17 protein-coding genes are annotated in these 26,088 nt (G+C 46.1%); 14 read left to right on the top strand and 3 right to left on the bottom strand.

The window, feature by feature from the left end:
* Positions 1-7 precede the first annotated feature (7 nt).
* From DRW07_RS08650 to DRW07_RS08630, 6 genes are all read left to right on the top strand, one after another.
* Positions 8-1,789: a carbamoyltransferase family protein gene (locus DRW07_RS08650; protein ID WP_338067757.1), complete on the top strand. Its 1,782-nt coding sequence runs from the start codon at positions 8-10 to the stop codon at positions 1,787-1,789.
* 2 nt (positions 1,790-1,791) lie between these two features.
* Positions 1,792-2,226 carry a hypothetical protein gene (locus DRW07_RS08645; protein ID WP_124027473.1) on the top strand — a complete coding sequence of 145 codons (435 nt, stop codon included), beginning with the start codon at positions 1,792-1,794 and terminating at the stop codon, positions 2,224-2,226.
* Positions 2,227-2,229: 3 nt separating this feature from the next.
* The gene (locus tag DRW07_RS18295; RefSeq protein ID WP_165870451.1) at positions 2,230-2,382 is read left to right on the top strand and encodes a DUF5989 family protein; all 153 of its coding nucleotides are present in this window, start codon (positions 2,230-2,232) and stop codon (positions 2,380-2,382) included.
* Positions 2,383-2,616: 234 nt separating this feature from the next.
* The gene (locus tag DRW07_RS08640; protein WP_240630557.1) at positions 2,617-4,434 is read left to right on the top strand and encodes an alpha-amylase family protein; all 1,818 of its coding nucleotides are present in this window, start codon (positions 2,617-2,619) and stop codon (positions 4,432-4,434) included.
* Between the two features lie 11 nt (positions 4,435-4,445).
* Positions 4,446-6,860, top strand: a complete 2,415-nt coding sequence (locus tag DRW07_RS08635; RefSeq protein WP_240630546.1) for a TIM-barrel domain-containing protein — start codon at positions 4,446-4,448, stop codon at positions 6,858-6,860.
* 125 nt (positions 6,861-6,985) lie between these two features.
* Entirely contained in the window at positions 6,986-8,575 is a 1,590-nt protein-coding gene (locus DRW07_RS08630; protein ID WP_124027470.1) for a methyl-accepting chemotaxis protein, read from the top strand.
* Here DRW07_RS08630 and DRW07_RS08625 read toward each other — a convergent pair.
* A complete protein-coding gene (locus tag DRW07_RS08625; protein WP_124027469.1) occupies positions 8,563-10,053 on the bottom strand; it encodes a tryptophan halogenase family protein in 1,491 nt (496 codons plus the stop codon). The two genes, DRW07_RS08630 and DRW07_RS08625, sit on opposite strands and share 13 nt — an antisense overlap.
* Positions 10,054-10,199: 146 nt before the next feature.
* Here DRW07_RS08625 and DRW07_RS08620 point away from each other — a divergent pair, with 146 nt between their 5' ends.
* The 3 genes from DRW07_RS08620 to DRW07_RS08610 are packed head-to-tail and all read left to right on the top strand — an operon-like array spanning position 10,200 to position 15,233.
* Positions 10,200-12,065, top strand: coding sequence for a glycoside hydrolase family 13 protein (locus DRW07_RS08620; RefSeq protein WP_124027468.1), 1,866 nt, complete (start codon positions 10,200-10,202; stop codon positions 12,063-12,065).
* 13 nt (positions 12,066-12,078) lie between these two features.
* Positions 12,079-13,560, top strand: a complete 1,482-nt coding sequence (locus DRW07_RS08615; RefSeq protein WP_124027467.1) for an MFS transporter — start codon at positions 12,079-12,081, stop codon at positions 13,558-13,560.
* Positions 13,557-15,233, top strand: a complete 1,677-nt coding sequence (locus tag DRW07_RS08610; RefSeq protein ID WP_124027466.1) for an alpha-amylase family glycosyl hydrolase — start codon at positions 13,557-13,559, stop codon at positions 15,231-15,233. The genes DRW07_RS08615 and DRW07_RS08610 overlap by 4 nt, the downstream gene beginning before the upstream one ends.
* Positions 15,234-15,237: 4 nt before the next feature.
* Here the strand turns inward: DRW07_RS08610 and DRW07_RS08605 are convergent, their stop codons facing one another.
* Positions 15,238-16,275 (bottom strand): LacI family DNA-binding transcriptional regulator, encoded by a 1,038-nt coding sequence (locus DRW07_RS08605; RefSeq protein ID WP_124027465.1) that lies wholly within the window; start codon positions 16,273-16,275, stop codon positions 15,238-15,240.
* A gap of 139 nt (positions 16,276-16,414) precedes the next feature.
* Here DRW07_RS08605 and glnS point away from each other — a divergent pair, with 139 nt between their 5' ends.
* The gene (glnS, locus tag DRW07_RS08600) at positions 16,415-18,076 is read left to right on the top strand and encodes a glutamine--tRNA ligase (RefSeq protein WP_124027464.1); all 1,662 of its coding nucleotides are present in this window, start codon (positions 16,415-16,417) and stop codon (positions 18,074-18,076) included.
* Between the two features lie 66 nt (positions 18,077-18,142).
* Here the strand turns inward: glnS and DRW07_RS08595 are convergent, their stop codons facing one another.
* Positions 18,143-18,877 (bottom strand): YciK family oxidoreductase, encoded by a 735-nt coding sequence (locus DRW07_RS08595; protein WP_124027463.1) that lies wholly within the window; start codon positions 18,875-18,877, stop codon positions 18,143-18,145.
* Between the two features lie 265 nt (positions 18,878-19,142).
* Between DRW07_RS08595 and DRW07_RS08590 the strand changes: the two genes are divergently transcribed.
* The 4 genes from DRW07_RS08590 (at position 19,143) to DRW07_RS08575 (ending at position 26,080) form a co-directional block, all read left to right on the top strand.
* On the top strand, positions 19,143-21,749 hold the full coding sequence (locus DRW07_RS08590; RefSeq protein WP_124027462.1) for a VolA/Pla-1 family phospholipase: 2,607 nt from the start codon (positions 19,143-19,145) through the stop codon (positions 21,747-21,749).
* Positions 21,750-21,847: 98 nt separating this feature from the next.
* Positions 21,848-24,364, top strand: coding sequence for an acylase (locus DRW07_RS08585; RefSeq protein WP_124027461.1), 2,517 nt, complete (start codon positions 21,848-21,850; stop codon positions 24,362-24,364).
* An 81-nt stretch (positions 24,365-24,445) separates the two neighbouring features.
* Positions 24,446-25,465, top strand: a complete 1,020-nt coding sequence (gene sohB, locus DRW07_RS08580; protein ID WP_124027460.1) for a protease SohB — start codon at positions 24,446-24,448, stop codon at positions 25,463-25,465.
* The gene (locus DRW07_RS08575; protein WP_124027459.1) at positions 25,466-26,080 is read left to right on the top strand and encodes a TetR/AcrR family transcriptional regulator; all 615 of its coding nucleotides are present in this window, start codon (positions 25,466-25,468) and stop codon (positions 26,078-26,080) included.
* The last annotated feature ends 8 nt before the right edge of the window (positions 26,081-26,088 follow it).

Here is a 26,088-nt window from a genome sequence, read left to right as displayed (position 1 = left end):
GCACTAGATGGCACAGATGCAGAAAATCCTTGGTATTTCCGCTTTTTATCACGATAGTGCCGCAGCGTTGCTGGTGAATGGCAATATTGTCGCTGCCGCGCAAGAAGAACGCTTTACACGCCAGAAGCACGACCCACGCTTTCCTTCACAGGCTATTCAGTACTGTCTGTCCGAAGGTCAGCTCACCCTTGATGACCTGGACGCCATAGTGTTTTATGATAAGCCATTATTGAAGTTCGAGCGTTTACTCGAAACGTTTTTGGCACATGCGCCCAAGGGCTTCAAGGCTTTTTTACGCGCTATGCCAATCTGGCTAAAAGAAAAACTCTATCTCAAGCAGTTATTGCGGCGCGAGTGCAGGGCGCTTTTACCCGATCCTGAAAAGAAGTCGGATTTGCCTCCCTTGTTGTTTACTGAGCATCATCAAAGTCATGCGGCATCAGCATTTTTTCCATCGCCATTTACAGAAGCTACTGTTGTCTGTCTTGATGGTGTCGGGGAGTGGGCGACAACGTCAGTTTGGCATGGAAAAGGTCGAGAGCTTGTTGCACTGGAAGAGATTCAGTTTCCCCACTCGTTAGGGTTGTTATATTCAGCATTTACTTATTATTGCGGATTTAAAGTGAATGCGGGCGAATACAAACTGATGGGGCTTGCACCCTACGGAAAGCCTATTTATGCCGACCAGATATTAACGCATCTTATCGACTTACGCGAAGATGGTAGTTTTGCGCTTAATATGGACTACTTTGATTTTGCTGTTGGTGATCGCATGACGAACGCTCGCTTTCATGCCCTGTTCGGTGGCGAGCCGTATCCGTTTGATGGAAAGCCTGACCAAAGGTGTATGGACTTGGCCCGCTCTATTCAGGACGTTATTGAAAAAGCGGTTATGCGCATTGTTAAACATGCTGTATCACTGACTGGTTGCGCTCAGGTATGTATGGCAGGCGGTGTGGCACTTAACTGCGTGGCAAACGGCAAGTTGTTTCAACAGGACTTTGTGCATGCGTTATGGGTTCAACCTGCTGCGGGAGATGCGGGCGGAGCGCTTGGTGCGGCATTGATGGCTTTTTATGCTCATAATGCCGTGGAACCTGACGCTGTGGATTCCATGCAGGGGGCCTATTTAGGTCCAGCATATAGCGAGCTGGAGGTAAGTGATGCGTGCGCAAAGTGGCAGGCACCTTATCAGATTCTTCATAAAATCTCATTGCCACAGACCGTGGCGACCTGGTTAACACAAGGTGATGTAGTCGGCTGGTTTCAGGGTCGAATGGAGTTTGGGCCACGAGCATTGGGAAATCGCTCAATATTAGGAGACCCTAGACAACAGGACATGCAGCGAACCATGAACCTAAAAATTAAGCAGCGGGAATCGTTTCGCCCCTTCGCCCCTGCGGTATTGGTCGATGCTGTTGATAACTACTTTTCACCGGCCCATGAAAGTCCCTACATGTTGAGTCTTGCAGATGTGAAAACTGACAACTTGCCTGCTATCACACATGTGGACAAAACAGCACGACTGCAAACGGTTAGTCGGCAATCCAATCCCGACTTTTATCAAGTAATAGCGGCATTTGGCGAAGTAACCGGTATCCCAATGTTGATCAATACCTCTTTCAACGTGCGTGGTGAACCTCCGGTATGTTCTCCCGATGATGCAATTCGTTGTTTTCTGGCAACGGACATGGATCGTTTGGTAATGGGTAATATTGTGCTGGATAAAAACGAACAGTCTGCTGACGCAATCCGGCGGGCCAAGCAAGTGACATTTGAAAAGGATTAACGATGGCAGGTGATTTGTGGCTTCCTACCGCGGACGCGTCTGACACAAAAGCGATGCGAGATTTTTCTCGCGGCTTTTCTTTATTGTTGTGCTTATTTTTTCTTGGGATTATTCCATGGCTGTTTGATACGGCAATCCCTTACTGGCCAATTGTGGCTAGTGCTGTGCTGCTTATTGGCGGTCAGTTTTTCCCACTTTCTATTTACCCTGTTTATCGGTTATGGATGGTTATCGCCAGTTTACTTGCTTGGGTGAATACCCGATTCATTATGCTGATTGCGTTTTATGTTCTGATTTTTCCAATTGGCATAGCATTGCAATTGATGAACAAATTACAGTATAAACACGTGAAGTGGCCCATCAGCGAAGGACAACACAGTTATTGGGTCAAACGAGAGCAGTCACCTAATGAGAAAAACCTAAAGGAGCCGTTTTAAGCAATGTGGGAATTTTTACAGGACCTTTGGGCCTTTTTACGCGTAAGAAAAAAAATGTGGCTGTTGCCTATCATTGTCGTACTCGCCCTATTGGGTGCGTTAGTCGTTGCCACACAACAGTCTTCACTGGCGACATTTATTTATACATTGTTCTAAATAATATTGCTGTTCTGAACAGGGAAGTTTGTTGTTTCTATTCATTAAAATATGAATACGTATGCAACAATAGGGTAGCGCTTTTTTAACAGCCTGTTAACGATTATCCTTCTTGTAAGTTATCAAATCGCAAGAGGACGCCTTATGTTGACAAGGCCTACTAAGTGCATTCTGTCGAGTGCAGCACTATTTGCTATGCTCAGCTGCACACCCGCAGAACAGGCGACATCCCAAATGACAAGTTCTGAAGAGACTGACAGCCAGAAGGAGGTTATTCAACAAGCCCATACGAAACCAGTTGTGTATCAGGTTTTTACTCGCTTGTTTGGCAATACCAATACCACCAATAAGCCCTGGGGAACCATCGAAGACAACGGAGTGGGCAAGTTCAGCGACTTTACAGACGATGCCCTTAAAGGTATCAAAGAACTCGGTGTATCGCATATTTGGTACACGGGCGTTCCGCATCATGCTGTTATCAATGATTACACTGCTTATGGAATTAGTAACGATGATCCTGATGTGGTAAAAGGACGCGCTGGTTCGCCATATGCCGTTAAAGATTACTACAATGTAAACCCTGATTTAGCGGACAATCCCGCTCGCCGTTTGGAAGAGTTTGAGGCGTTAATTGCTCGCACACATAAAAATGGCATGAAGGTATTGATAGATATCGTGCCTAATCATGTAGCACGTAATTACAAATCACTATCTATGCCTGATCACATTGAAAACTTCGGTGCCAGTGACAACACAAAAGTAGAGTACGCGCGTGATAACAATTTTTATTATATCGTTGGTGAAGCGTTTAGTGTGCCAGAGGGTGAAAATGGCTATCAACCATTAGGTGGGGAAGCGCATCCATTAGCAGATGGTGAATTTGATGAGTACCCTGCTAAATGGACTGGCAATGGCGCGAGAAAAGCCCAGCCTCATGCCAATGATTGGTACGAAACCGTAAAGGTCAATTATGGCGTTCGACCCGATGGTAGCTATGACTTTCCGTCACTGCCTGACGGCTTTGATAAACTTGGTTATGAGGAGCATCATGCATTTTGGGCAGACGTAGATGTGCCTGATTCATGGTTGAAATTTAACGATATTGTGCATTACTGGCTGGATAAGGGTGTGGATGGTTTTCGTTATGATATGGCCGAAATGGTACCCGTAGAATTTTGGTCTTACCTGAATTCATCAATTAAAATGAAAAACCCCGATGCATTTTTGCTGGCCGAGGTTTATCAACCGCATTTATATAGAGATTATCTTCACCTTGGAAAGATGGATTATCTTTACGACAAGGTTGAATTTTACGATTCGCTAAAACGCGTGATGCAAGGCGAGGGCGATACCGCTCAATTGCATACTATCCAGCAAGGTCTTGCAGATATTGAACACCACATGCTGCACTTTTTAGAAAATCATGATGAACAACGCATAGCCAGTCCTGATTTTGCCGGTGACGCAGTGATGGGTAAACCTGGTCTCGTCGCTTCGGCATTGGTAAATCGCGCGCCTATGATGCTGTATTTTGGCCAAGATGTTGGCGAAGATGGCAGTGAGGAAATGGGGTTTGGTGACCCGACCCGTACCAGTATATTTGACTATGCTGGCGTTCCGGCGCACCAACGCTGGATGAATAACGGTAAGTTTGACGGTGGCCAATTAACCGAGCAGGAACGTCAGTTGCGTGCTTATTACAAGCAGGTGATGCAAATCGCCGCGTTTCACCCCACCATGCAAGGCAACTATACGAAAATTGACGCACCCGCCAATGTATTCGCTTTCGCTCGATACACCGACAATAGTGTATTGATTGTTGCCAGTAGTTTTAGCCGAGATGATGTGCTTGAACTCTCATTTTCGCTGCCTGAAAGCATTGTTAGTGCGTTGCCGGCTAACTCGCAATGGACAATACTCTTAGGTGGTTCCGAGCCAAGCAATACAAGTACACAGTCTTTTTCAGTTGAGGCTGGCGAGGATGATAGTGGCATCATACTCAACACCCGTTTGCAGCCCTTGGGTTCTGTCGTCTTAGAGCTTGCATTGTAATGAGCTTCGTTATGATTAAAAAAAATTATTACCTAGCACTGTTACTGTGTATTACCGCATTTACGTCGGTATTCAAAGCAACGGCTGCAGATGTAACGTCTTTTTCGCATGATGCCTCTACGCTTACCATTCAGCGTAGTGATGGGATGTCTGTGAACATAGGAGGGCTTGGACAGGGCAGTGTTGAAGTGGTGTATCAAAAAGAGGGTGTTTCCACATTGCCTGGATTGGCCTTATCTAACGACACTCAGTCAGCACGTCTACAGGTAAATACAAGTGTGCAAGACAAAGGCGCATATTTGTTGTTCAATGCCCCCGATATTCAGGTTGCGGTAGAAAAATCCCCCTTTCGTTTGCGTTTCATGAAACAGGGGGTGGTGAAAGTCGAAGAGGAGCAAGGTGGCTTTATTTATGACGGTCTCCGCGGTGTCAGGTTTCGCTTAAATGACACGGAGAAGCTCTATGGCGGTGGCCAGCGTGTTATGGGTATGGACCGTCGTGGCAAAAGAATGCCACTGTATAACCGTGCCTCTTATGGTTATGCTGACGTTGAAACCGACCAGATGTACTACAGCCTACCTGCAGTCATGTCGTCAAAGCACTACGCCATTTTATTTGACAATACGGCCAAGGGTAATTTGGATATCGGACACACAGAAAAGAACGTGCTGCAATTTGACGCAGTAAGTGGACGTGTGGCTTATGTTGTTTCTGTAGCCGATGCCTTGCCAGAGTTGGTGAAGCAAGTTGTTAGTCTCACAGGTAAACAACCATTGCCGCCAAAATGGGCACTAGGTAATTTTGCCTCGCGTTTTGGCTATCGCTCTGAACAGCAAACAAGAGAGGTAGTCTCTCTATACAACCAGTTCGATATCCCATTGGACGCGGTTGTGTTGGATTTGTACTGGTTTGGGCCTGATATCAAGGGCCACATGGGTAATCTTGATTGGGACAGGAACGCGTTTCCAACACCGGAGAAAATGATTGCTGATTTTTCTGCACAGGGTGTCAATACCGTTGTGATCACAGAGCCCTTTATTCTTACTACGTCAAGCCAGTATAAACATGCGGCAGATAGTCGTGCATTAGCCACCAACCTAGCAGGTGAGCCTAGGCTGTTTGACTTTTATTTTGGTAATACTGGTTTGGTAGATGTGTTTAATCCCGATGCTCAGGACTGGTTCTGGCAACACTATGCGAAATTGTCTGACCAAGGTGTCAGTGGATGGTGGGGAGATTTGGGCGAGCCTGAGGTTCACCCGTATGACGCGATGCACAATTGGGAAGGTGTGACGGTAACCGGAGACGAAGTCCACAATGCCTATGGCCACAAATGGGCACAAATGGTCTATGAAAGAACCCTGACCAAAAATCCGCAAAAACGGCCCCTTGTTTTAATGCGGTCTGGCTTTCTGGGTAGCCAGCGATATGGGATGATCCCGTGGACCGGTGATGTTGCCAGAAGCTGGGGAGGGTTAAAGCCACAAGTTGAACTGTCATTGCAGATGAGTGTGTTTGGTCTCGCCTATACCCACTCTGATTTAGGCGGTTTTGCAGGTGGAGAGGAATTTGATGCCGAGATGTATACGCGTTGGTTGCAGGCGGGTGTGTTTACGCCTGTTTACCGCCCTCATGCGCAAGAGCACATTCCACCAGAACCGGTGTTTCACGACCAAGATACACGGGATATCGTCAAACGTTTTATACAGTTACGCTATGACTTGTTGCCTTATAATTATTCTCTTGCGTATGAAAATGCACTGACAGGCATGCCCTTAATGCGTCCTTTGGCTTTTATAGACAGTGAGGCATATTTTACCCATGACGATAGCTATTTGTGGGGTGAGGCGTTTCTTGTTCAACCTGTCACCGCTCCGGGAGTGTCATCGGTTTCTGTTGATTTACCTGAAGGAGACTGGTTTGGCTTTTTTGACCACAAACACTATGAAGGGGGCGGCACTGTCGAGTATCCGCTAGACATTAATACGCTACCTGTTTTTGTCAAAGCGGGGGCGTTTGTGCCAATGCAACCGGGTTTAAAGAGAACGCGAGATTCGCATAATCAACCTTTGGAAATCCATCATTGGGCCAATGCGTCTGGAAAACATTCTATTTTTACTCTGTATGAAGATGATGGAGTGAATCCTCAAGCGATACAAGAAGCACAATATATTGCGATGCAGTTTGAGGCCTCTCATGTCAATGAGACCTTACAGATCAACGCAAACACGCAAGGCCAGTATGAAGGAGTGAAGCAGCAACGACCTGTTGAATGGCATATTCACGCCCTTAATACAAAGCCTACCGGTGTTGCTATTGATGGACTTCTCAGTGATGCTTGGCAGTGGGATGAGCAAAAGAGTCGATTAATTATCAAGACTAACTTGTCGTTAAGCCAGCCGATGAAAATTGACATCGCATTATAGAAACAAAACGGCTATTTATCTGATACTTAATTTGTAATCACACCATTTTTAACTATGTTGAAAGGTGCGGCATGCAGAAAAATGTCCATGCTGCGACAATAAGAATTAATGGAGTGACAGTGTAAATGCGCAATAATCAGCCGGTAACGCAACAGGAATATAAATTCCCCAAAGACTATCGACTAATATCTTCTACAGATGTACGAGGCATCATTACGCACTGCAATGATGCCTTTGTTGAGGTCAGTGGTTATAACCGCGATGAGCTTATCAATAAAAATCACAATATGATCCGTCATCCTGATATGCCAGAAGGCGTATTCAGAGAAATGTGGGCAACGCTGCAGGCCGGAAAAATATGGATGGGACTGGTCAAAAACAGACGTAAAAATGGTGATCATTATTGGGTTTCTGCCTTTGTTACACCGGTATTTGAGCAAGGCAAAATCGTTGGCTATGAATCGGTCAGAGTGCCGGCTTACGACGATGAAATAGCGCGCGCTGATAAACGTTATGCGCGGCTAAGAGAGGGTAAATCCAGTACCAGTATGGCCGAGCTGATGTTGCATTATGGTAAAAAAACGCTGCCATTTACTACCGTTGGACTCATTGCCTCGCTTTCTGCACTTTTTTCCATAGGCGCCGCAGCTGCAGCAATTGTGTTTGTTGGCTTTGTTGTGACTTGTGCATGGGTCATGTATACCAACACTCAAGATTGGGAAAAGCTTATTGCTTTGAGCCCAGATTCATATGATAACCCTGTCGTCGCGCAAACTTACTTTGACGACTACGGTGCACGCTCCCGCGCAAAGTTGGTGCTTGGGTGTGAATTGGCCAAAAGTCGGACTTCACTGGCCAGAACGGCTGATGCTGTAGATGGGCTCGAAGATATTGCGTCTTCAACGCAAAAAATTGCACAAAGCACAAGTGCAACTGTGGTCCAACAAAACCAGGCCACACAACAAATAGCGTCTGCCATCACGCAAATGTCACAGTCTATACAATCTGTTGCCAATAACGTTGAGCTCAATGCACAAAGCAGTCGAGAAGCGTCTACCAATGTGACTGCAGGGAACGAAAAAGCGGAGAAGTCTATGCAGGCCCTGATGGCTTTGCGCGATGTAGTTGATTCAATATCAACAACGGTAAAAGAGCTGGCGCAGTCAACCAATGATATTGGTGAAGCTGCCAGTATTATTTCCAGTATTGCCGAACAGACAAATCTCTTGGCACTTAATGCTGCTATTGAGGCTGCACGTGCTGGCGAACAAGGTAGAGGCTTTGCGGTTGTGGCTGATGAGGTGAGATCACTGGCCTCCAAAACGCGCGAGTCTACCGACCGCATACACAAAATTATTGAAGAGTTAACAACACGTACTGAGAGAGCGGTGAGTGTGTCTAATGAGGGTATGCAGGCTGCCGAGCGCGGCACTACCATCGTTGACGAAACCCGGGCTGCGCTCTCAGTGATTAACGCAGCGGTTTCGCGTATCGCTGATCAAACCCTTGAGATGTCATCGGCGGTGGAGCAGCAAAGTGAAGTCGCCGAGCATATTAACAAGCAAATCATTGATATTGCTGAGGGCGCCAATGAAACGCAACGAGCCACTGAAGAATCCGTTCAGGCAAGTACAAAGCTGACCAATACGATTAAAGAGGTTAACTCCGTGATTACGCGATTCAGCAACACCACGCGAGTGGGTTATAAAAACTGATTAAGGGCTTCTTCATGGTCCAGAAAGTGTGCTTGCCAGCTTTTGAGTTTTTCCTGCAATTGCTGCCATTGTAACGGCGCCCTTGGGTGTGTTTTATTTTGTGTGAATGCATCATACCCAGCCAACAAACAATACCAACTGATAACACTGTAATACTGGCTGATACCGAGTTTGTCGATTTTTGTTATCAAATTGCCGCCATTGTGCCAGCAATCGAGCAGGGCTTGCAGCGTATCTGACGGGGTGACAGAACGTGCAGCTCGCCAATACTCGCTGTCGTTGCGATCTGACATAAGATAATGCGCAACAATGTAGTCTTTAATGCCATCAAAACGCGCAGAAATGCTTTCATTCACTGTGTTCATGGCTTGCTGTGACTCATTACAACGCGCCATCGCCGCGGTGAACTCACTGAGTGTGCAAAGCACCAGATGTAAGCCTGTAGCTTCAAGAGGTTCGATAAAACCTTGTGATAAACCGACGCTCAGGCAGTTTTCCGACCAAGTTTTTTCCAGACGCCCAACGCGAAAAGTTAAATGGGTAGGACTTTGATTTAATGGTTTACTTGCTACAGCCTGGACCAGTTGCTGTTCTGCTTCTTCTGCACTGATGTAGCTATCGCTGTATACATAGCCATTCCCTGTTCTGTGCTGCAATGGGATCTGCCAGCGCCAGCCACTTGGCATGGCACAGGAAACAGTATGTGGCGATAACGGCGATAAGGCCTCGCAAGGCAATGCGATGGCGGCATTGTTGAGTAGGCTGTCCGCATAAGAAACAAAAGGGGTATTGAGGGTTTGCTGTGCCAGCAAACTGCGAAAACCGCTGCAATCTATGAAAAAGTCAGCGTTGATGGGCGAATCAATGTTATTGGTATAAACAGCGCTAATTTGTCCATTTTCATGTTGGCCGACACGAGTAATACGGCCTTGATAGCGAATAACGCCTCTTTGCTCACACCATTCTCGGAGGAATCTAGCTAACAAACCTGCATCAAAATGGTAAGCATAGCTCAGTGGAATATTGGCCCCCGTTTTTATTCTACGTGGGCTTTGTGCGGCTTGTGTTAAGTGCCAAGACAAAAAATAGCTGTCAGGTAGGGTAGGGCCAATGGGCACATTTTTTCGCATGGCCTCAACAGCTTGCAGGAAAAAGCCCGCAGAGTACCGATCACTGGCCGACGGGAAAGGATGAAAATAGCTTGGCGCAGTGGGTCTACTGGTCCAGTTGGTGAAGGTAATACCATTTTTAAAAGTGGCAGAGCAAGCAGGCATCCAAGTTTGCTCTTTAATTCCTAACGTATCAAAAAACACTGAGAGGTGAGGTGTGGTGCCTTCCCCAACGCCAATGGTACCAATATCATCAGACTCGATTAGCAGAATGCGAGCTGTGTCGTCACAGTGATGTTGCAGCCAAGCGGCACTCATCCATCCTGCGGTGCCTCCGCCAATTATCGCAATCGTTTTGTTAGCAAACACAACGTCTCATTGCTTTATCAAGTTTGTTAAAATTTTTAACATGTTGATGTTCATCATGCAAAACATTGAATACGTATGCATGTATTTGGTGGAACAACACGGGTAAAGGTAGACTGCAAGAATTCTATTTACACTGTATTAACACTATGAATAAAGTATCCATGCGTGGCCAATTTATCGTATGTAGTTTGCTACTTGTTTTGTGTAGCTGCGCGACTTCTGCCGTGGAGGTTTCTCCTCCATCATGGTGGCAAGGGATGAAAGATCATCACCTTCAGCTCATGGTTCGTCATCCAAACATCAGTGATTACAGCATAGAGACTGACTTTTATGGTGTCAGCATCGTGGACAGTGCAAGCCCTGGCGGGGACAACTATCTCATGGTTGACCTTGAACTCAGTGAACAGATGAAACCCGGTGAGGCTACATTCACCCTGACTGGCCCTGAGGGCGATTCGCTGTCGTTTACTTATACTTTTGCACAGCGTGCTGCTGGCTCTGCTCAGCGAGCAGGTTTTGATGCGTCTGATGTGATTTATCTGATTACACCTGACCGATTTGCGAATGGCGATCCTAAGAACGATACGGTATCCGGTTACAAAGAACAGCCAAACACTGCATACAAAGGCGGCAGACACGGTGGTGATATCGCGGGGATTATGGCGAACCTAGATTACCTGAGTGAAATGGGCTTTACCCAGATCTGGACGATGCCGCTGCTTGAAAACGCCATGCCACAATACTCTTACCACGGTTACTCAACCACTGACTACTTCAAGATCGACCCTCGCTTTGGTAGCAATGAGGAGTATCGGCTTTTAAGCGATAAGGCCCGTGATAAAGGCATTGGCATCATAAAAGATGTTGTATTGAACCACATTGGTAGTGAGCACATCTGGATGAAGGACAGACCCAGTGAAGACTGGGTGAATCATAACTTTGAATTTGTGCCTACCAGCCACAGAAGAGAAGCACTGCACGACCCACATGGTGTTGAAGCGGATGCAAAAGCGCACAGTGAAGGCTGGTTTGTACCGACAATGCCAGATTTGAATCAACGTAACCCTTACGTTGCCCAGTATCTGATTCAGCATGCAATCTGGTGGATTGAGTTTGCCAATTTAAGCGGGTTGCGAGTTGATACTTATTCCTATGCCGATAAGCAATTTCTGTCACAGTGGACTAAGCGCATTATGACGGAATATCCAAACCTCAATATTGTAGGCGAGGAATGGTCAGTTAACCCCATGATAACAGCCTATTGGCAGAAGGGGTCGTTGCGCCATGATAACTATCAGACTGACTTACCTAGTGTGATGGATTTTCCGTTACAGGTTGCGCTGGTAAATAGCATCAAAAACCCAGAAAGGTGGGATGTTGGTCTCAGACAGCTTTATGACATTCTGGCTGCAGATTTTGTGTATGGAGATCCTTATGATCTTGTTATTTTTGGTGATAATCACGACATGAGCCGCATTACCACACAGTTGGATGATGACTACGATAAGTGGAATATTGCTATGACAATTCTCTTGACGACCCGGGGAATTCCACAAATATTTTACGGTACTGAAATCATGATGCATCATCCTGGGACTGATGATCACGGGTTTATCCGCGCAGATTTTCCGGGCGGATTTTCAGATAAGACAGTAAATGCATTTACCGGACAGGGCTTAACCGATAAGCAAAAAAAAGCTCAGGCCAGACTAAAACTTTTACTGAATAAGCGAAAAGCCAGCCAAGCCATAACCAATGGTCGTTTCATCCATTATTCACCGCATGAGGGCACTTATGTATATTTTAGGCACATGGCGCAAAGTGAGCCTGAGGTTATGGTTGTCGTTAATAAAAATACAGAAACTACTACACTTGATTTAACTCGATTTACACGTCATTTGTTCCATGCAAAGAGTATGGTTCGCTGGAAAGACGACGCGGAATTGCCTGTGGGTCAATCACTTACGTTACCGGCAATGTCAGCGACGGTTTATACATTACATTCAAAATAATAATGAGCTAATTATGCAGAAAAAAACACAACCACAACTGTCTTTCTGGCAAATTTGGACAGTCTCGTTTGGCTTTCTAGGGGTGCAATTCGGCTTTGCACTTCAGAACGCCAACGTAAGTAGAATATTGTCTGATTTAGGTGCAGATTTACACTCATTGTCATTGTTTTGGCTAGTCGCACCCATCATGGGACTTATTGTTCAGCCTATTGTTGGGGCGGCATCAGATCGCACCTGGAATAGACTGGGTCGCCGCCGCCCGTTTATTTTTGTCGGTGCAATAGCTGCCGCTATCGGCATGTTTTTGATGCCTAATGCACCGCTATTTGTTGCTTTTATGGCTCCCATGATTTTCGGTGCACTCATGCTTGCGCTCATGGATGCCTCGTTTAATGTTTGTTTTCAGCCTTTCCGTTCTCTGGTGTCAGACATGGTGCCGCCAGAGCAACGTAACATTGGATACTCTATACAGTCGTTACTTATTAACATTGGCGCTGTAATCGGCTCAATTTTACCCTTTGTACTCACCAATGTTGTTGGGCTTGAGAATACTGCACAGGCAGGCGAGGTCGCGCCCTCTGTAGTATGGGCGTTTTACATTGGTGCCACGGTTTTACTTGGGTCAGTATTATGGACGGTATTCAGAACTAAGGAATATGCACCCAAGGAATACTACGCTTATAAGGGCGTGTCAGCCGAAGCGGCTGAGGCTGAACTAGCCGAGAAAAAATCCATAGGGGAAAGGTTGAGTGATTTTTTTGCACTAGTAAAAACCATGCCAACCACCATGCGTCAACTAGCCGTTGTGCAATTTTTCTCTTGGTTCGCCCTATTTATTATGTGGGTATACACCACGCCCGCTATAACTCAGCATATATGGGGTATCGACAAAATATGGTGGGATTCGGCACATTTGGCCAGTGTAGCTGTGGTACCAAAGTTTGTTATCGATGCAAAAGGTGCTGCTGGTGATTGGGTGGGTATTTTGTTTGCCGCCTATTCGGTATTTGCCGCCTTATTCTCCATTGTTCTTGCAAAACTGGCTGATACCTTAGGTAGGAAAACTGTTTATGCCGGCGCGCTCTTTTTGGGTGCTATCAGCTACATGAGCTTTTTACTTTTCCAAGATCTTGAGCAAGTCAATGTGAATTTGTTTATCACTCAGGTCACTGTTCCGGCTGGCGCAGTGAACCTATTGCTCCCAATGATAGGGGTGGGCATTGCCTGGGCTGCAATTCTGGCAATGCCTTATGCGATGTTGGCTGGGTCATTGCCTCCTGAAAAAACCGGCGTTTATATGGGGATATTTAATTTTACTGTGGCGTTTCCCCAAATTGTATCGGGCTTGCTTTCAGGATTAATCTTGAGCGCTGTTTTCGATAACAATGCTGTTTACATTATCGTTGTCGCTGGAGTGAGTATGTTGGCTGCGGCGATTTCCGTGTTCTTTGTGAAAGAAGATGTGTCGGAATATGAAGGAGCGCAATCGCTATGAAAAAAGTAACGCGTCTTGCAAGCGCTATTGGATTGGTGCTGTCGGTGTCTGCTTGTGCATCTACACAGCCGCAAAAAAATGCGCATGAATTCTACGGAACCAAAGAAGCTTTCGCGAAGGAAGCCGTCTATTTTTTGATGACTGACAGGTTTGTCGATGGTGACCCTAGCAATAACTTTCCTGAGCAAGGAGGGAAGAACCCAACGTTTAACCGCGTTTTAAAGGGGCCTGACGGAAAGGTTGCCAATGTGGGATATATGGGCGGTGACCTTAGGGGCGTTGTCAATAATGCTGACTTTATTCGAGACATGGGGTTCACGGCAATTTGGTTAACGCCTATTGTCGATAACCCTGATGAAGCTTATGCGGGCGGTGAGCCAATTGAGTTCGGCGGTGCGTTTAAAGATGGAGGAAAGACCGGTTACCATGGGTACTGGGCAAATAACTTTTACAAGGCCGATGAGCACCTGGTTTCTGAGGACTTGTCTTTCAAGCAATACACAGACATTTTGCGTGATCAATACGGTATTAAAACGGTTTTTGATATCGTAGCAAATCACGGTTCGCCCAGTTTTGACATGGTAGAAGACCAGCCGAAGTTTGGTGAACTCTATGATATTGACGGCAATTTAGTGGCTGATCATATGAATTTGCCACCTTCAGAATTAGACCCTAATAACCCATTGCATGCGTTCTTCCGCAATACGCCAGACATCATGCAATTGTCTAACCTTGATGATACTAATCCCGATCTGAAAGACTACCTCATAAACAGTTATTTATACTGGATAGAGCAGGGAGCAGATGCGTTTCGCATCGATACTATTAAGCATGTTCCACATGCGTTCTGGCGTGAAATGGCAGACAGAATAAGAGAGCAGTACCCAGAATTTTACATGTTTGGCGAGAGCTTTGACTACAACCCATATTTTATCGCTCAGCACACATTACCAAAAAATGGACGTATTAGTGTGCTCGACTTTCCAATGCAGTCAGCCATGATTGAGGTATTTGAAAATGAAGACAGTAGCTTTGCTAAATTAGAAGAGGTGCTGTATCTGACACATGGGCCATACCACAACCCCTATGACCTGACTATTTTTTATGATAATCACGATATGGCTAGGATTAATGCCACGGATGACAACTTTATCAATGCCAATAACTGGTTGTTTACGGCAAGGGGTATTCCTGTAGTGTATATGGGTTCAGAAATGGGCTACATGCGGGGAACAAAAGAGCATGCTGGCAATCGCAATTATTATGGACAAGACAACATAGAACGTGCCAAGTCACATCCTATCCATAAACAGTTAACAGAAATTGCGAACGTGAGAAAAACGACACCTGCGTTACAACGTGGGTTACAGCTGAATCTACAATTTGAAGGCGACACGGCAGCGTTTTATCGCATTTTACAAGCTGATGGCATTGCGCAAACCGCGTTGGTGCTGCTTAACAAAGGTGATGAAGCGGCGTCTTTTTCTGTTGATAAACATATGCAGAGCGGTCAATGGCAAGAGCAGCTAACCGGTGTATCAAAAAATATTGGGCCGGGAGAGCCGCTCAATGCCACCGTAAATGCCAATGATGTTCAAGTATGGGTACGAGAGGGCGCTGTGCAAGGCGAAGCACTGCAAGAGGCTTTACACGCTTTAATGAAATATCGCTAACCTTCTACTTATTGCTACCGCAGGACTGACGTACCACCAGTTCTGCGGGCATTAAGTAGTCTTCAACGGGTTTATTTGCAATGGCGTCCAATAGCGTTGATACCAATAATTCACCCGCCAGTTTTGTATTTTGTTTTACTGTAGTTAACGATGGCGTGCTGTAAGCAGCAACGGGAATGTTGTCGTAACCAACCACCACAATATCATCAGGCACGTTAACCCCAGCATCAGCCAGTTTTTGCATAACTCCTAAGGCAATTAAATCGGACGCACAGACGATAGCATCAGGACGCGATGACAACGTAATTTCGTTAAGCATCTGTTCTGTGGCGTCATAGCCCGCGCCTTCTGTTGAAATAGCATCGTACTGGCCCAGGGTATGTTGTGACAGGCCTTGTTCTTTTAATGCCTTTAAATAGCCAAAATATCTGGCTTGAAATTCGGGGGCCTGATTACCGGCCTCACCAATAAAAACAAAGGATCTATTTCCTTTGGCTATAAGGTGAGACACAATGTCATAGCCGCCCTGAAAATTATCACATCCAATGGATACGCCAGGGTGTTCTGCATCGTGTGCCCCCCAACGCACAAAGTGTGTGCCTTGCTCTTCCAGCATATCGATCTTATCTTTGTACTCAGTGTAATCACCGTACCCCAGTAAAATGATGCCGTCGGCTTTGTTACTGTCTTCATATTCAGCATGCCAGTCATCATTCATATTCTGAAAAGAGACCAGCAAATCGTACCCCGCTGATGCACACGCCCGCGTAATGCTGCCTAGCATAGAGAGAAAAAAGGGATTAATCATGGAATCGTCTGAAGTCGGGTCTTCAAACAACAGAAGCGCGATAGTATTACTGCGTTGCTTACGTAAATTACTGGCGTTTTTGTCAACTTTGTAGTTGAGCTCTTTTGCTATTCGCTGTATCCGCTCTCGTGTTTCCTGATTAACCAGAGGGCTATTACTGAGTGCCCTAGATACGGTTGATTGAGATACTCCCGCAGCGTGGGCGATATCAAACGATGTCGCTTTTTCTTTCATTTAACGGCCAAATACTTTCATCCTATGCAAAGTTATACACCAGTACGGCGTTTTATGTCTATTGCTAGCGGTAAGACAGGCGCAAGTGATATACTCAACACTTTAGCTAAATCATCACTATTCAAAAGGAACACGCTGCATGGCCGAGACTGAGCACCGTCCGACCAACTTTATTCGCCAAATCATAGAAGCTGACTTAGAGAATAAGGTCCATTCCAGTATTCAAACACGGTTTCCTCCCGAGCCTAACGGTTATTTACACATAGGTCATGCGAAATCAATTTGTCTAAACTTTGGCATTGCTCAGGACTATCAGGGCAAGTGCAATTTGCGCTTTGACGATACCAATCCTACCAAAGAAGATATTTCATACGTTAATGCAATTCAGGAAGATGTACGCTGGTTAGGTTTTCAATGGGATGGCGATGTACGTTATTCCTCAGGCTATTTTGACCAGCTGCATGGATATGCGGTTGAACTGATCAGAAAAGGCTTGGCATTTGTAGATTTTTCCAGTCAGGACGAGATCAGAGAAAATCGCGGAACCCTAAAAGCGCCGGGCGTAAACAGCCCGTACCGAGATACCTCTGTAGAAGAAAATCTCAAGGCTTTTGAAAAAATGACAGCGGGCGAGTATGCAGAGGGCGAATGTTGCTTAAGAGCAAAAATTGATATGGCATCTTCGTTTATGTGTATGCGCGATCCGGTAATTTACCGAATCAAATTTGCACATCACCATCAAACGGGCGAAAAATGGTGTGTGTATCCAATGTATGATTTTACCCACTGTATTTCTGATGCCATCGAAAATGTGACGCATTCACTGTGTACCTTAGAATTTCAGGACAACCGCCGTTTGTATGACTGGGTTATTGAGAATATCAGTATTGAAGCGACACCAAGACAATACGAGTTTTCACGCCTTAATCTCGAATACACAGTGCTAAGTAAACGCAAGCTTATTCAGTTGGTCGAAGAAAATCACGTAGATGGTTGGGACGATCCTCGTATGCCAACCATTGCAGGTATACGCCGACGAGGCTATACACCGGCCTCTATTCGAGAGTTTTGTCGCCGTATTGGTGTAACAAAAATGGATAATCAGGTCGAAATGGGCATGCTTGAAGCTTGTATCCGTGATGATTTAAATGAAAACGCCCCGCGGGCTATGGCTGTGCTAGAACCTATTAAGCTTGTTATTGAGAACTATCCAGAAGGGGAATCAGAAAATCTGGTTGCACCTAATCACCCCAATAACGACGCTATGGGAACCCGAAACATAACCTTTAGCAGAGAGATCTGGATTGAAGCTGACGACTTTCGTGAGTCAGCAAATAAAAAGTTCAAGCGCTTGGTATTAGACAAGGAAGTACGCCTGCGCAATGCGTATGTTGTTAGAGCCAACCGAGTTGAAAAGGACGCCGAAGGCAATGTGACTACCGTCTTCTGCACCTATGATGCAGATACTCTGGGCAAGGACCCTGCAGATGGACGCAAAGTAAAAGGCGTTATTCATTGGGTGGATGCTAGTGCTGGGCGGCCTGCTACTTTTAGGCTTTACGACCGCTTATTTACATTGCCAAACCCAGCAGGAGCAGAGGATTTCACTGCTTCAATTAACCCTGACTCTTTGCTAGAAAAGCAAGGTTATGTTGAAGCCAGTCTGGTTGACAGTGAAGCAAGCAATTGGCAATTTGAGCGAACAGGGTACTTTTGCAGAGACAGTAAATCTGAGGGCTTGGTATTTAACCGAACTGTAGGATTGAGAGATACCTGGGCGAAAATGGAGCAGGGTAGTTAAGCTAACCATTCCCCGACCTACGTGAAAGCCAGTGTCAAAAACACTGGCTTTTTTGTTTTGCTTTATTTAGCAGTTAATCGATTGTCCATTTATGCCTATGCTTTCGTCGCTCATCATAAAGCTATAGGTTGGCATGATGTCAGCTGGGGTTTTTAAGGTGGTTACATCTTCGGCAGGAAACGCTTTAGCTCTCATTGCGGTGCGAGTGGCACCTGGGTTTATGCAGTTAAAGCGAATATGCGCATTTTTATATTCATCAGCAAGCACTTGCATCATGCCCTCAGTAGCAAATTTAGACACGGCATAAGTGCCCCAAAAAGCTCTGCCTTGTCGTCCAACGCCTGAAGAAGTAAATACTACTGAAGCGTGTTCCGCTGCCTTGAGTGAAGGGATTAGGGCTTGTGTCATAAAAGCGCTGGCAGTCAGATTAACCTGCAATACTTCTTGCCATTCTTCGGGCTTTATTTCATTGAAAGGACAAAGGTTACCCAATACGCTGGCGTTGTGCAGGCAGCCATCAAGTCTGCCGTATTCAGACAGGATAGTGGTATTCATATCAAGGTAATGTTTATGTGTGGCCCCATTCATATCCAGCGGGACTATAGCAGGTTCAAGACCACCGGCCTGCACAATACTGTCATACGTTGCTTCAAGTTTGCTTACTGTTCTACCGAGTAAAATACAGGTTGCACCCATTTCGGCGAATGTTAACGCCGCCTGTTTACCGATGCCATCGCCTGCGCCGGTAATAAGGATGATTTTTTGGTCAAGACTGCTATTGTTTGAAGGTATACGGACCATGTTACGTTCTCTTTATTTGCGCTGTGGCGATGATACTGGTTCGTTGCATGAAGTAAAGCCACAACCACGATTGAAATGACAGAAGTTAAAAATGAATTACAAAGTATTAACAAACCTTTGCAATATGTAGACAAAGCCAATAAGATTGAATCATGCCCAACTGGTCTTACGTGTTGAAAAAGGTTGTCAGAACAGTCTTTTTTAAGTGTTTTAACGTAGGAACCGTTAACACCTATATAACAACAATGAATTAAAGGGAGTCCCAATGAGAAAACTCTTGATATGCACCAGCGTTATGGCTGCTCTCGGGCTTACTGGATGCGGTGGTGGCGGCGAAACTATCGCTGACATTGAAGCATCAACACCCGAGTCGGTTGCGTTTTCCAGAGTTGCTTACGACCCTGCCAATGGCGTATTGAGCACACCAAACAACCTACTATTGTCGCCAAATGCATCTGGATTTTTTGATTTTACATTAAACCTGCCCGCAGAAGACCCGACAGACCGTTCTGATCCTTTCGTCGCGATCAATGCACTCGATGGATGGGCCACAGCACATCCATTTACCTTTGATGTGAATACGACTAACAACGTTGGCTTAGATGGCACCTCATTGGCGGCAGGTGTACGATTGTTTGAAGCGACACTTGGATTAGACCCGAGTGACCCGGACTGTTTCCCTATTCAAAATCCAGTCGCCGGTTGTAAACTTGGCGACGAATTGGCGTTGGGTGAAGACTTTGTTTTATCACTGGCAGACAGCGATACCGTTGCTGTCATTCCGCTAAAGCCATTGAAACCAGCCCAGAGCTACTTTTTAGTGACAACCACTGGCCTGAAAGACAATAACGGTCAAGAAGTACAAGGCTCATCTACCTGGGAATTGGTAAGAGAAGACATCAATGAGAAGCCTTTATCGACACCGTCGCAGTTAGGGCTTCAGGAACTAACCAACAGCCATGTTAATTTGTTAATGGGTGCTGGCCTTGAGCGTGAAGAGATTACTTATGTGTCAGCGTTCACTACGCAGAGTACTGGTGTAGTATTAAATACGATTAAACAGCTAATGATTGGTGAGTTTGCAGCGCGCGCTGGCGCGGGCGACCCGACTGCCGGCGAAGCGTTACCTGTGATAGTTGCCAGAGAATCTAGCGGCGCTCCAAACGCCATGGAAGCGCTCGGGCTGGTTACTGATGAAGCGGTAGCAGGTGCCGTGCAGGTAGGTATTTCTTTATTGCCGCCTGAACTTGAAGCTGTTGTTCCGCTCATACAGGCAACTGATTTCTCAGCGCTGACTACCTGTGATGGACTGATTGGCACGTCTCAAGGCATGTTGGCTGATACTTGGGGGCCGTTGAATGATTTCGCCGTGGGTGTTGCTGAGGGTATTCTTGAGCAAGCCGGTGCTTTCTGTGCGGCAGATCTCTATGAATCAACCATTTCTTTACCTTACTATTCTGCTATCCCGACAGCTGAAAACCCGTTAGCACCAATTACTAATTCATGGACTTCAGCGTGCGACAGTGGGTTTGTATTAGCCGCGGCACCTGCCAGTGTGCTTGAAATGGCAACACCTGGGCCTAACGCAGCCTTGTGTCAGCAGGTTGGCTTGAACGACCTGAGAGTTAATGGGGAAATGCTTGACCCAGAGCGTAACCTGACAAAATTCAGTCCGGTTCCTCAGCCGCAGGGTGGTAATAACGGGTTTGAAACACTCGATGTTCAAATTACAGTGCCAAATGATGCTTTGGTTGAAAAGCCTGCTGCCGGTTGGCCTATTGCGATTTTGATGCACGGCATTACTAGCAAAAAAGAAGATATGCTGGCAATGACGGGCGCGTTATCCGCTGCGGGTATCGCGACCATTGCCATCGACCAACCTATTCATGGGTCTCGAGGTTTTGATATTAATCCTGTTGCGCCAGGCGATGAACTTAATGCCAGCACTGTGTCTGCAACCCATTATATGAATCTCGCTTATCTGTTAACCGCCAGGGATAACCTGCGTCAAAGCGTGTCAGACCTGCTGGGTTTACGGTTAGGTATCAACGCATTAATTGACGGTACTGCTGATCAGAAAATTGATATTGATACGTCGAACGTGTCGGTAGTGGGCGTTTCTTTAGGTGCCATTACGGGTGGAAATTTTGCCGCTGTAGCTAATACACCTATGCCAGGCGAGTTGGGTGCCCTTGACAGCTTCTTTGCTGTGAAAACGGCCGCGCTTGAATCACCAGGTGGCGGTATTCCTTCATTTTTACTAGAGTCTCCGGCGTTTGGTCCTTTGATTAAGTCGTTATTAATCGGCCAAACACTAGAAGCTGAGTTCAATGGCTTCTTAGCCAACTTCTATCCAGATGCAGGTGGCCAGTACACTGAAGACCAGCGCAGCGCAGCTGTGGAGCCCTTCCTAGAAGTGTTGACTCCGGAACAGCGTGCCGGTGTGCAGTCTTTGTTTAGCTTATTCGCATTTGCTTCGCAAACGGTGCTTGAGTCAGGCGATCCCATTAACTATGCCAGTACACTGGGTCAGAATACGCCAACACTGCAACTCACCGTAGTGGGTGATGGTACAGATATGAACAAACCAGATCAGGTTATCCCTGTCAGTGTGGCACCTCCTGGTTCTCCATTGGCCGGACAGTTGCCTTTGGCCAGACAGATTGGCCTGCAGCAGGTAACCAGTACACTGATTGGTGGTGCAGATACGGTTAGCGGGCTCACGTTATTTAACCAAGGTGCGCACGCATCTAGCTTAAATCCAAGTGCCTCGGCAGCTGCGACAGTAGAAATGCAGACGCAGATTGCGACGTATTTGAAGAGTCAGGGTACTATTATACCAATCACTAACACAGACGTTATCGCCAACTAAGGCGACATTACATTCAAAAAGCTGGGCATTCGCTCAGCTTTTTTTTCATCCAAGATATCAATGCACCTATGTCGCAATACGTATTAAGGAAATAAACAATGAAAATAGGTAAGTCATTTCGACTGAGTTTTGTAGGACTATCCGTTGCCCTCGTTATCGGGTGTGGTGGTGGAAGCAATGATTTTAGCAATGTTCAACCGACAACGCCGACACCAACACCGACGCCGACACCTACACCGGCACCTGATCCAGTTCCCGCATTTGATACCGACGGCTCACTAGACGCTAACATTCGTTGGACGACCTATGGCGTGCCGCATGTCACAGCAGACAATTTGGAAAGCATGTCTTTTGGTATTGGCTATGCCTTTGCGAATGACAACCTGTGCATAATCGCCGACCAGGTTGTGCGATATAATTCTGAGCGCTCCAAGTATTTCGGACCTGACAAAGTGTTGGGATCAGGTGATTCGCAAAACCTGATCAACGACTTTGGTTACTTGACCGTGGGTATTCGCGAGATTGCTGAGTCTAACTTTGTTTCATTGAGTGACAATACCAAAGCCATGATGCAAGGGTATGCGGCTGGCTACAATAAGTATATTGCTAGTACACCTTTGTCTGACATGGATCCGCAGTGTGCGGGCCAGCCATGGGTACAGCCAATTAGTGCTGTCGATGTGTACAATATGACATTGGGTATTGCACTTTTACCTGGAGCAGCCAACTTCCTTGGCGCCATGTTTATTGCTGCGCCTGACGGCGTGAATCCCTTGCCGACGCCTGTTGACAGCGGAAAACCTGCGCCTTTTGAAATAAATCCCACTGTTGCGGCCCCCGATACGACGAACCCTCAAGATTTGGGTTCAAACGGATGGGGCCTCGGAAGTGAAATGACAGAAAATGGCATGGGAATGGTGATGGGTAACCCGCATTTCCCTCATACGGGTAATCTGCGATTTTGGCAGTCTCACATTACCATTCCCGGGCATCTAAATGTAATTGGCGGTTCATTGTCCGGCATGCCCGGTGGTATCAATATTGGTTTCAATGAAAACATGGCATGGACGCACACGTTTTCAACGGCAGAGCACTTTGTGGTGTATCAGCTTAGTCTTGATGAATCTGACCCTTCTTCGCTAACGCATTTAGTCGATGGCAACAAAAGAACTATCTTTCCCAAAGAGTTGGTGATTGATGTTGCTGTGGGTGCGGGGCAAACCATCCAATTACAGAAAACAGCCTACGTAACCAATTACGGGCCAATTATCGAAGTGCCTGGGGCCTTTGACTGGGGCAATGGCAGCGTATATGCGATAAAGGACGTAAACTTCCCTAACCACGATGTGGTTGATCACTGGTTGGCAATGAATTTAGCCAGTAACATGGAAGAGTTCAAGCAAGCCTTTAAAGACTATGATGGTGTGATATTTAATAACACCATGGCAGCGTCAAAAGAAGGCGAAGTCTTCTACATTGACGATTCAACGGTACCGCGTTTAACACAGACAGCGATTGACCAGCTCACGACAAACCCGGAGCTTATCGCAGCCAAGCAGGCGGCTGGTTTTACGATCTTGCCAGGTCTGTCGTCTCAGTTTGATTTTGATATCCCTGTACCTTATGAAGAGGCACCCAAATACGAAGGCGCTGACTATGTTCAGAACTCTAATGACAGCTTCTGGTTAACTAACCTTGAATCGCCTATTGATGGCGTGTCGCCACTTTATGGGCAAGTAGGTAACCAGCAATCGCTCCGGTCCAGACATGGGCACTTTTTAATCGCTAACGGTGCCGGGACGGATGGCAAGTTCTCACCAGCAGAATTAGAAGCTGGATTACTGAGCAATGCCAGTTATTTAGGTATCGAAGTACTCGATGGCTTATTGGAAGTTTGTCAGGCACAAGGTTCCGAGCCTGTTGATGTTGACGGTGTCAGTGTTGATATTAGCGCGGCGTGTAGTGCATTGTCGCTATGGGACGGGACGATGAATGTAAATAGTGTGGCTGCACACTTGTTCAGAGAGTTCGCCTTCCAATTTGCCACCAACCCTCAGTGGGTTGAACCGTTTGATGTTTCTGCACCAGCCACTACGCCAAGTGGTTTGGCACAAAATGATACCACGCTGATGCATTTTGCACGTGCAGTTCAGGTATTGAATGTTGCGGGTGTTGCCGCTGATGAAACCTTCGGTAATGTGCAGTTTATTGAGCGCAGTCTACCTGATGGTTCACCCTCTGGCATACGCATTCCGTGGGCGGGATCGCACAATGTAGAAGGCGGGTTTAATGTGTTTAGATCAGACGGTGGTGATAACGGTACCTTGTTACCTCGTCATACCTATCCGTCACTACCAGGCACTAATATGTCGGCTGAGGCCAAAGGCTATCACATTGGCTATGGCAGCAGCTGGATGTATATTGTGAACTTTACCGAACAAGGTCCTGTTGGTCGTGGCTTATTGACGTATTCTCAGTCAAGAGTGTTGGGCGATGAAAATAATGATGATCAAACATTATTGTATTCCAGTAGCCCTCAATTACGCCCGCTGTTTTTTACAGACCAGGACATTGAGAACAACAAAGTAGACGAGCTAGACCTATCGTCACAGTGATATAAGACTGGTAAACTTGCCGCTATAAGCGGTTCAAATAAAAGGCCCCGCGGGGCCTTTTTGTTTTAAATGAGGTGAACATTGGAATTTTTGTACGAATACGGCATTTTTTTAGCCAAGTCAGTAACAATAGTGGTGGCCATTGCCGTTGTGATTGGTTTGCTGGCAAGCGCAGCGATGAAGCAAAAGCCGGGCAAAGGACAACTGGAGATTCGCTCAATAAGCGAACAACTTGAAGAGCTTAAACAGTATGCTCAACAGGTTTTGTTAGACAAAGACGCTCTCAAAAAGAGGGCTAAAGCTGAGAAAAAAGCAGCGAAAGCGTCTAAAAAGCAAGACAGTGAGGAAAAGAAACGCTTATTCGTTATCGATTTTAAAGGGTCCATGGATGCCCATGAAGTTGATCATTTGCGAGAGGAAGTGACGGCGATTATCTGCAATGCAGAAGAAGGCGATGAAGTGTTGGTTAAAATTGAGAGCGGTGGTGGTGTTGTGCATGGATACGGACTTGCAGCATCACAGCTTCAAAGGATAAAAGACAAAGGACTTACCTTAACAGCCTGTGTGGATAAGGTGGCGGCAAGTGGCGGCTATATGATGGCTTGTGTGGCAGATAAGGTTTATGCTGCACCGTTTGCGATCATAGGTTCAATTGGTGTATTGGCGCAGCTTCCCAACTTTAATAAGTTGTTAAAGAAGAACAACATTGAATTTGAACAGCATACTGCAGGCGACTATAAACGAACGCTAACGGTATTTGGCGAAAATACTGACGAAGGCCGTGAAAAGTTCAGAGAAGAATTAACTGAGGTCCATCAGATGTTCAAACAGCATGTTCAGCATCATCGTGCAGCGCTGGAAATTGATAAAGTGGCGACGGGCGAATACTGGTATGGCACACAGGCGTTATCGTTACATTTAGTGGATGAAATTAAAACGTCCGACGATGTTTTATTGGCTAAGAATGAAGATACGTCTATTTATTCGGTGAAATACAGCCAAAAGAAAAATGTTGCAGAGAAACTTGGACTGGCGGCATCAGTGACGTTGGAACGCGGCTTGGTCAGGCTTTGGGGTAAAGCTACTAACTGGTTTAGCTAAGTGAATACCAAAAAGCGAATATTGATTGCGGCAGAGCGGTTGTTTGCGGAGCAGGGCTTTGCGCAAACGTCTATGCGCGAGATAACGACAGAGGCCGATGTTAATCTGGCTGCAATCAATTATCACTTCGGGAGCAAAAACAATCTTATCCAGGCAGTATTTCAACGCTACTTTGACCAACTGATGCCTGACCTCAATAAGGTGCTTAACGCCGTTAACGAGCGAGATGATGTTAACGTAGAGGATGTGTTTGGTGCGCTTATTGCGCCTTTGATGGCATTGGAAAAAATCAGGTCAAATGGCGCTGCGGTGTTTTTGTTACTTTTGGGCAGAGGTTACAATGAATCTCGTGGTCATATGCGAAAGTTTATTCAGGCGGAGTATGGTGAAACCTTATCCATGTTGGTGCAGTGTATTCACAAAAGCGTGTCGTGGATTAGCGCTGAGACATTATTCTGGCGCTTGCACTTTGCCTTAGGCTCTGTGGTGTTTTCAATGGCAGCGAGAACAGCGTTAAGTGAAATTGTTGAGGCCGATTTTAATCATCAGACCTCAACCCATGAAATTCTGCTCAGCCTGCTACCGTTTGTGTCCCAGGGTATAAGTGCAAAATAGCCAGATGC

Origin of the sequence: Paralteromonas sediminis, assembly GCF_003820355.1 — a bacterium.
Lineage (GTDB): Bacteria > Pseudomonadota > Gammaproteobacteria > Enterobacterales > Alteromonadaceae > Alteromonas_F > Alteromonas_F sediminis.
Note: the sequence above shows the minus strand (reverse complement) of the source record. Positions and strands in the feature narration are given on the sequence as shown.

Bases quoted from the DNA above. Each gene is read 5' to 3' on its own strand.
- DRW07_RS08620 (WP_124027468.1), top strand. From the start codon at position 10,200: ATGAATAAAGTATCCATGCGTGGCCAATTTATCGTATGTAGTTTGCTA.
- DRW07_RS08650 (WP_338067757.1), top strand. From the start codon at position 8: ATGGCACAGATGCAGAAAATCCTTGGTATTTCCGCTTTTTATCACGAT.
- DRW07_RS08615 (WP_124027467.1), top strand. From the start codon at position 12,079: ATGCAGAAAAAAACACAACCACAACTGTCTTTCTGGCAAATTTGGACA.
- DRW07_RS08595 (WP_124027463.1), bottom strand. From the start codon at position 18,877: ATGGTCCGTATACCTTCAAACAATAGCAGTCTTGACCAAAAAATCATC.
- DRW07_RS08635 (WP_240630546.1), top strand. From the start codon at position 4,446: ATGATTAAAAAAAATTATTACCTAGCACTGTTACTGTGTATTACCGCA.
- DRW07_RS08585 (WP_124027461.1), top strand. From the start codon at position 21,848: ATGAAAATAGGTAAGTCATTTCGACTGAGTTTTGTAGGACTATCCGTT.
- DRW07_RS08645 (WP_124027473.1), top strand. From the start codon at position 1,792: ATGGCAGGTGATTTGTGGCTTCCTACCGCGGACGCGTCTGACACAAAA.
- DRW07_RS08610 (WP_124027466.1), top strand. From the start codon at position 13,557: ATGAAAAAAGTAACGCGTCTTGCAAGCGCTATTGGATTGGTGCTGTCG.
- glnS (WP_124027464.1), top strand. From the start codon at position 16,415: ATGGCCGAGACTGAGCACCGTCCGACCAACTTTATTCGCCAAATCATA.
- DRW07_RS08640 (WP_240630557.1), top strand. From the start codon at position 2,617: ATGACAAGTTCTGAAGAGACTGACAGCCAGAAGGAGGTTATTCAACAA.
- DRW07_RS08630 (WP_124027470.1), top strand. From the start codon at position 6,986: ATGCGCAATAATCAGCCGGTAACGCAACAGGAATATAAATTCCCCAAA.
- DRW07_RS08590 (WP_124027462.1), top strand. From the start codon at position 19,143: ATGAGAAAACTCTTGATATGCACCAGCGTTATGGCTGCTCTCGGGCTT.
- DRW07_RS18295 (WP_165870451.1), top strand. From the start codon at position 2,230: ATGTGGGAATTTTTACAGGACCTTTGGGCCTTTTTACGCGTAAGAAAA.
- DRW07_RS08605 (WP_124027465.1), bottom strand. From the start codon at position 16,275: ATGAAAGAAAAAGCGACATCGTTTGATATCGCCCACGCTGCGGGAGTA.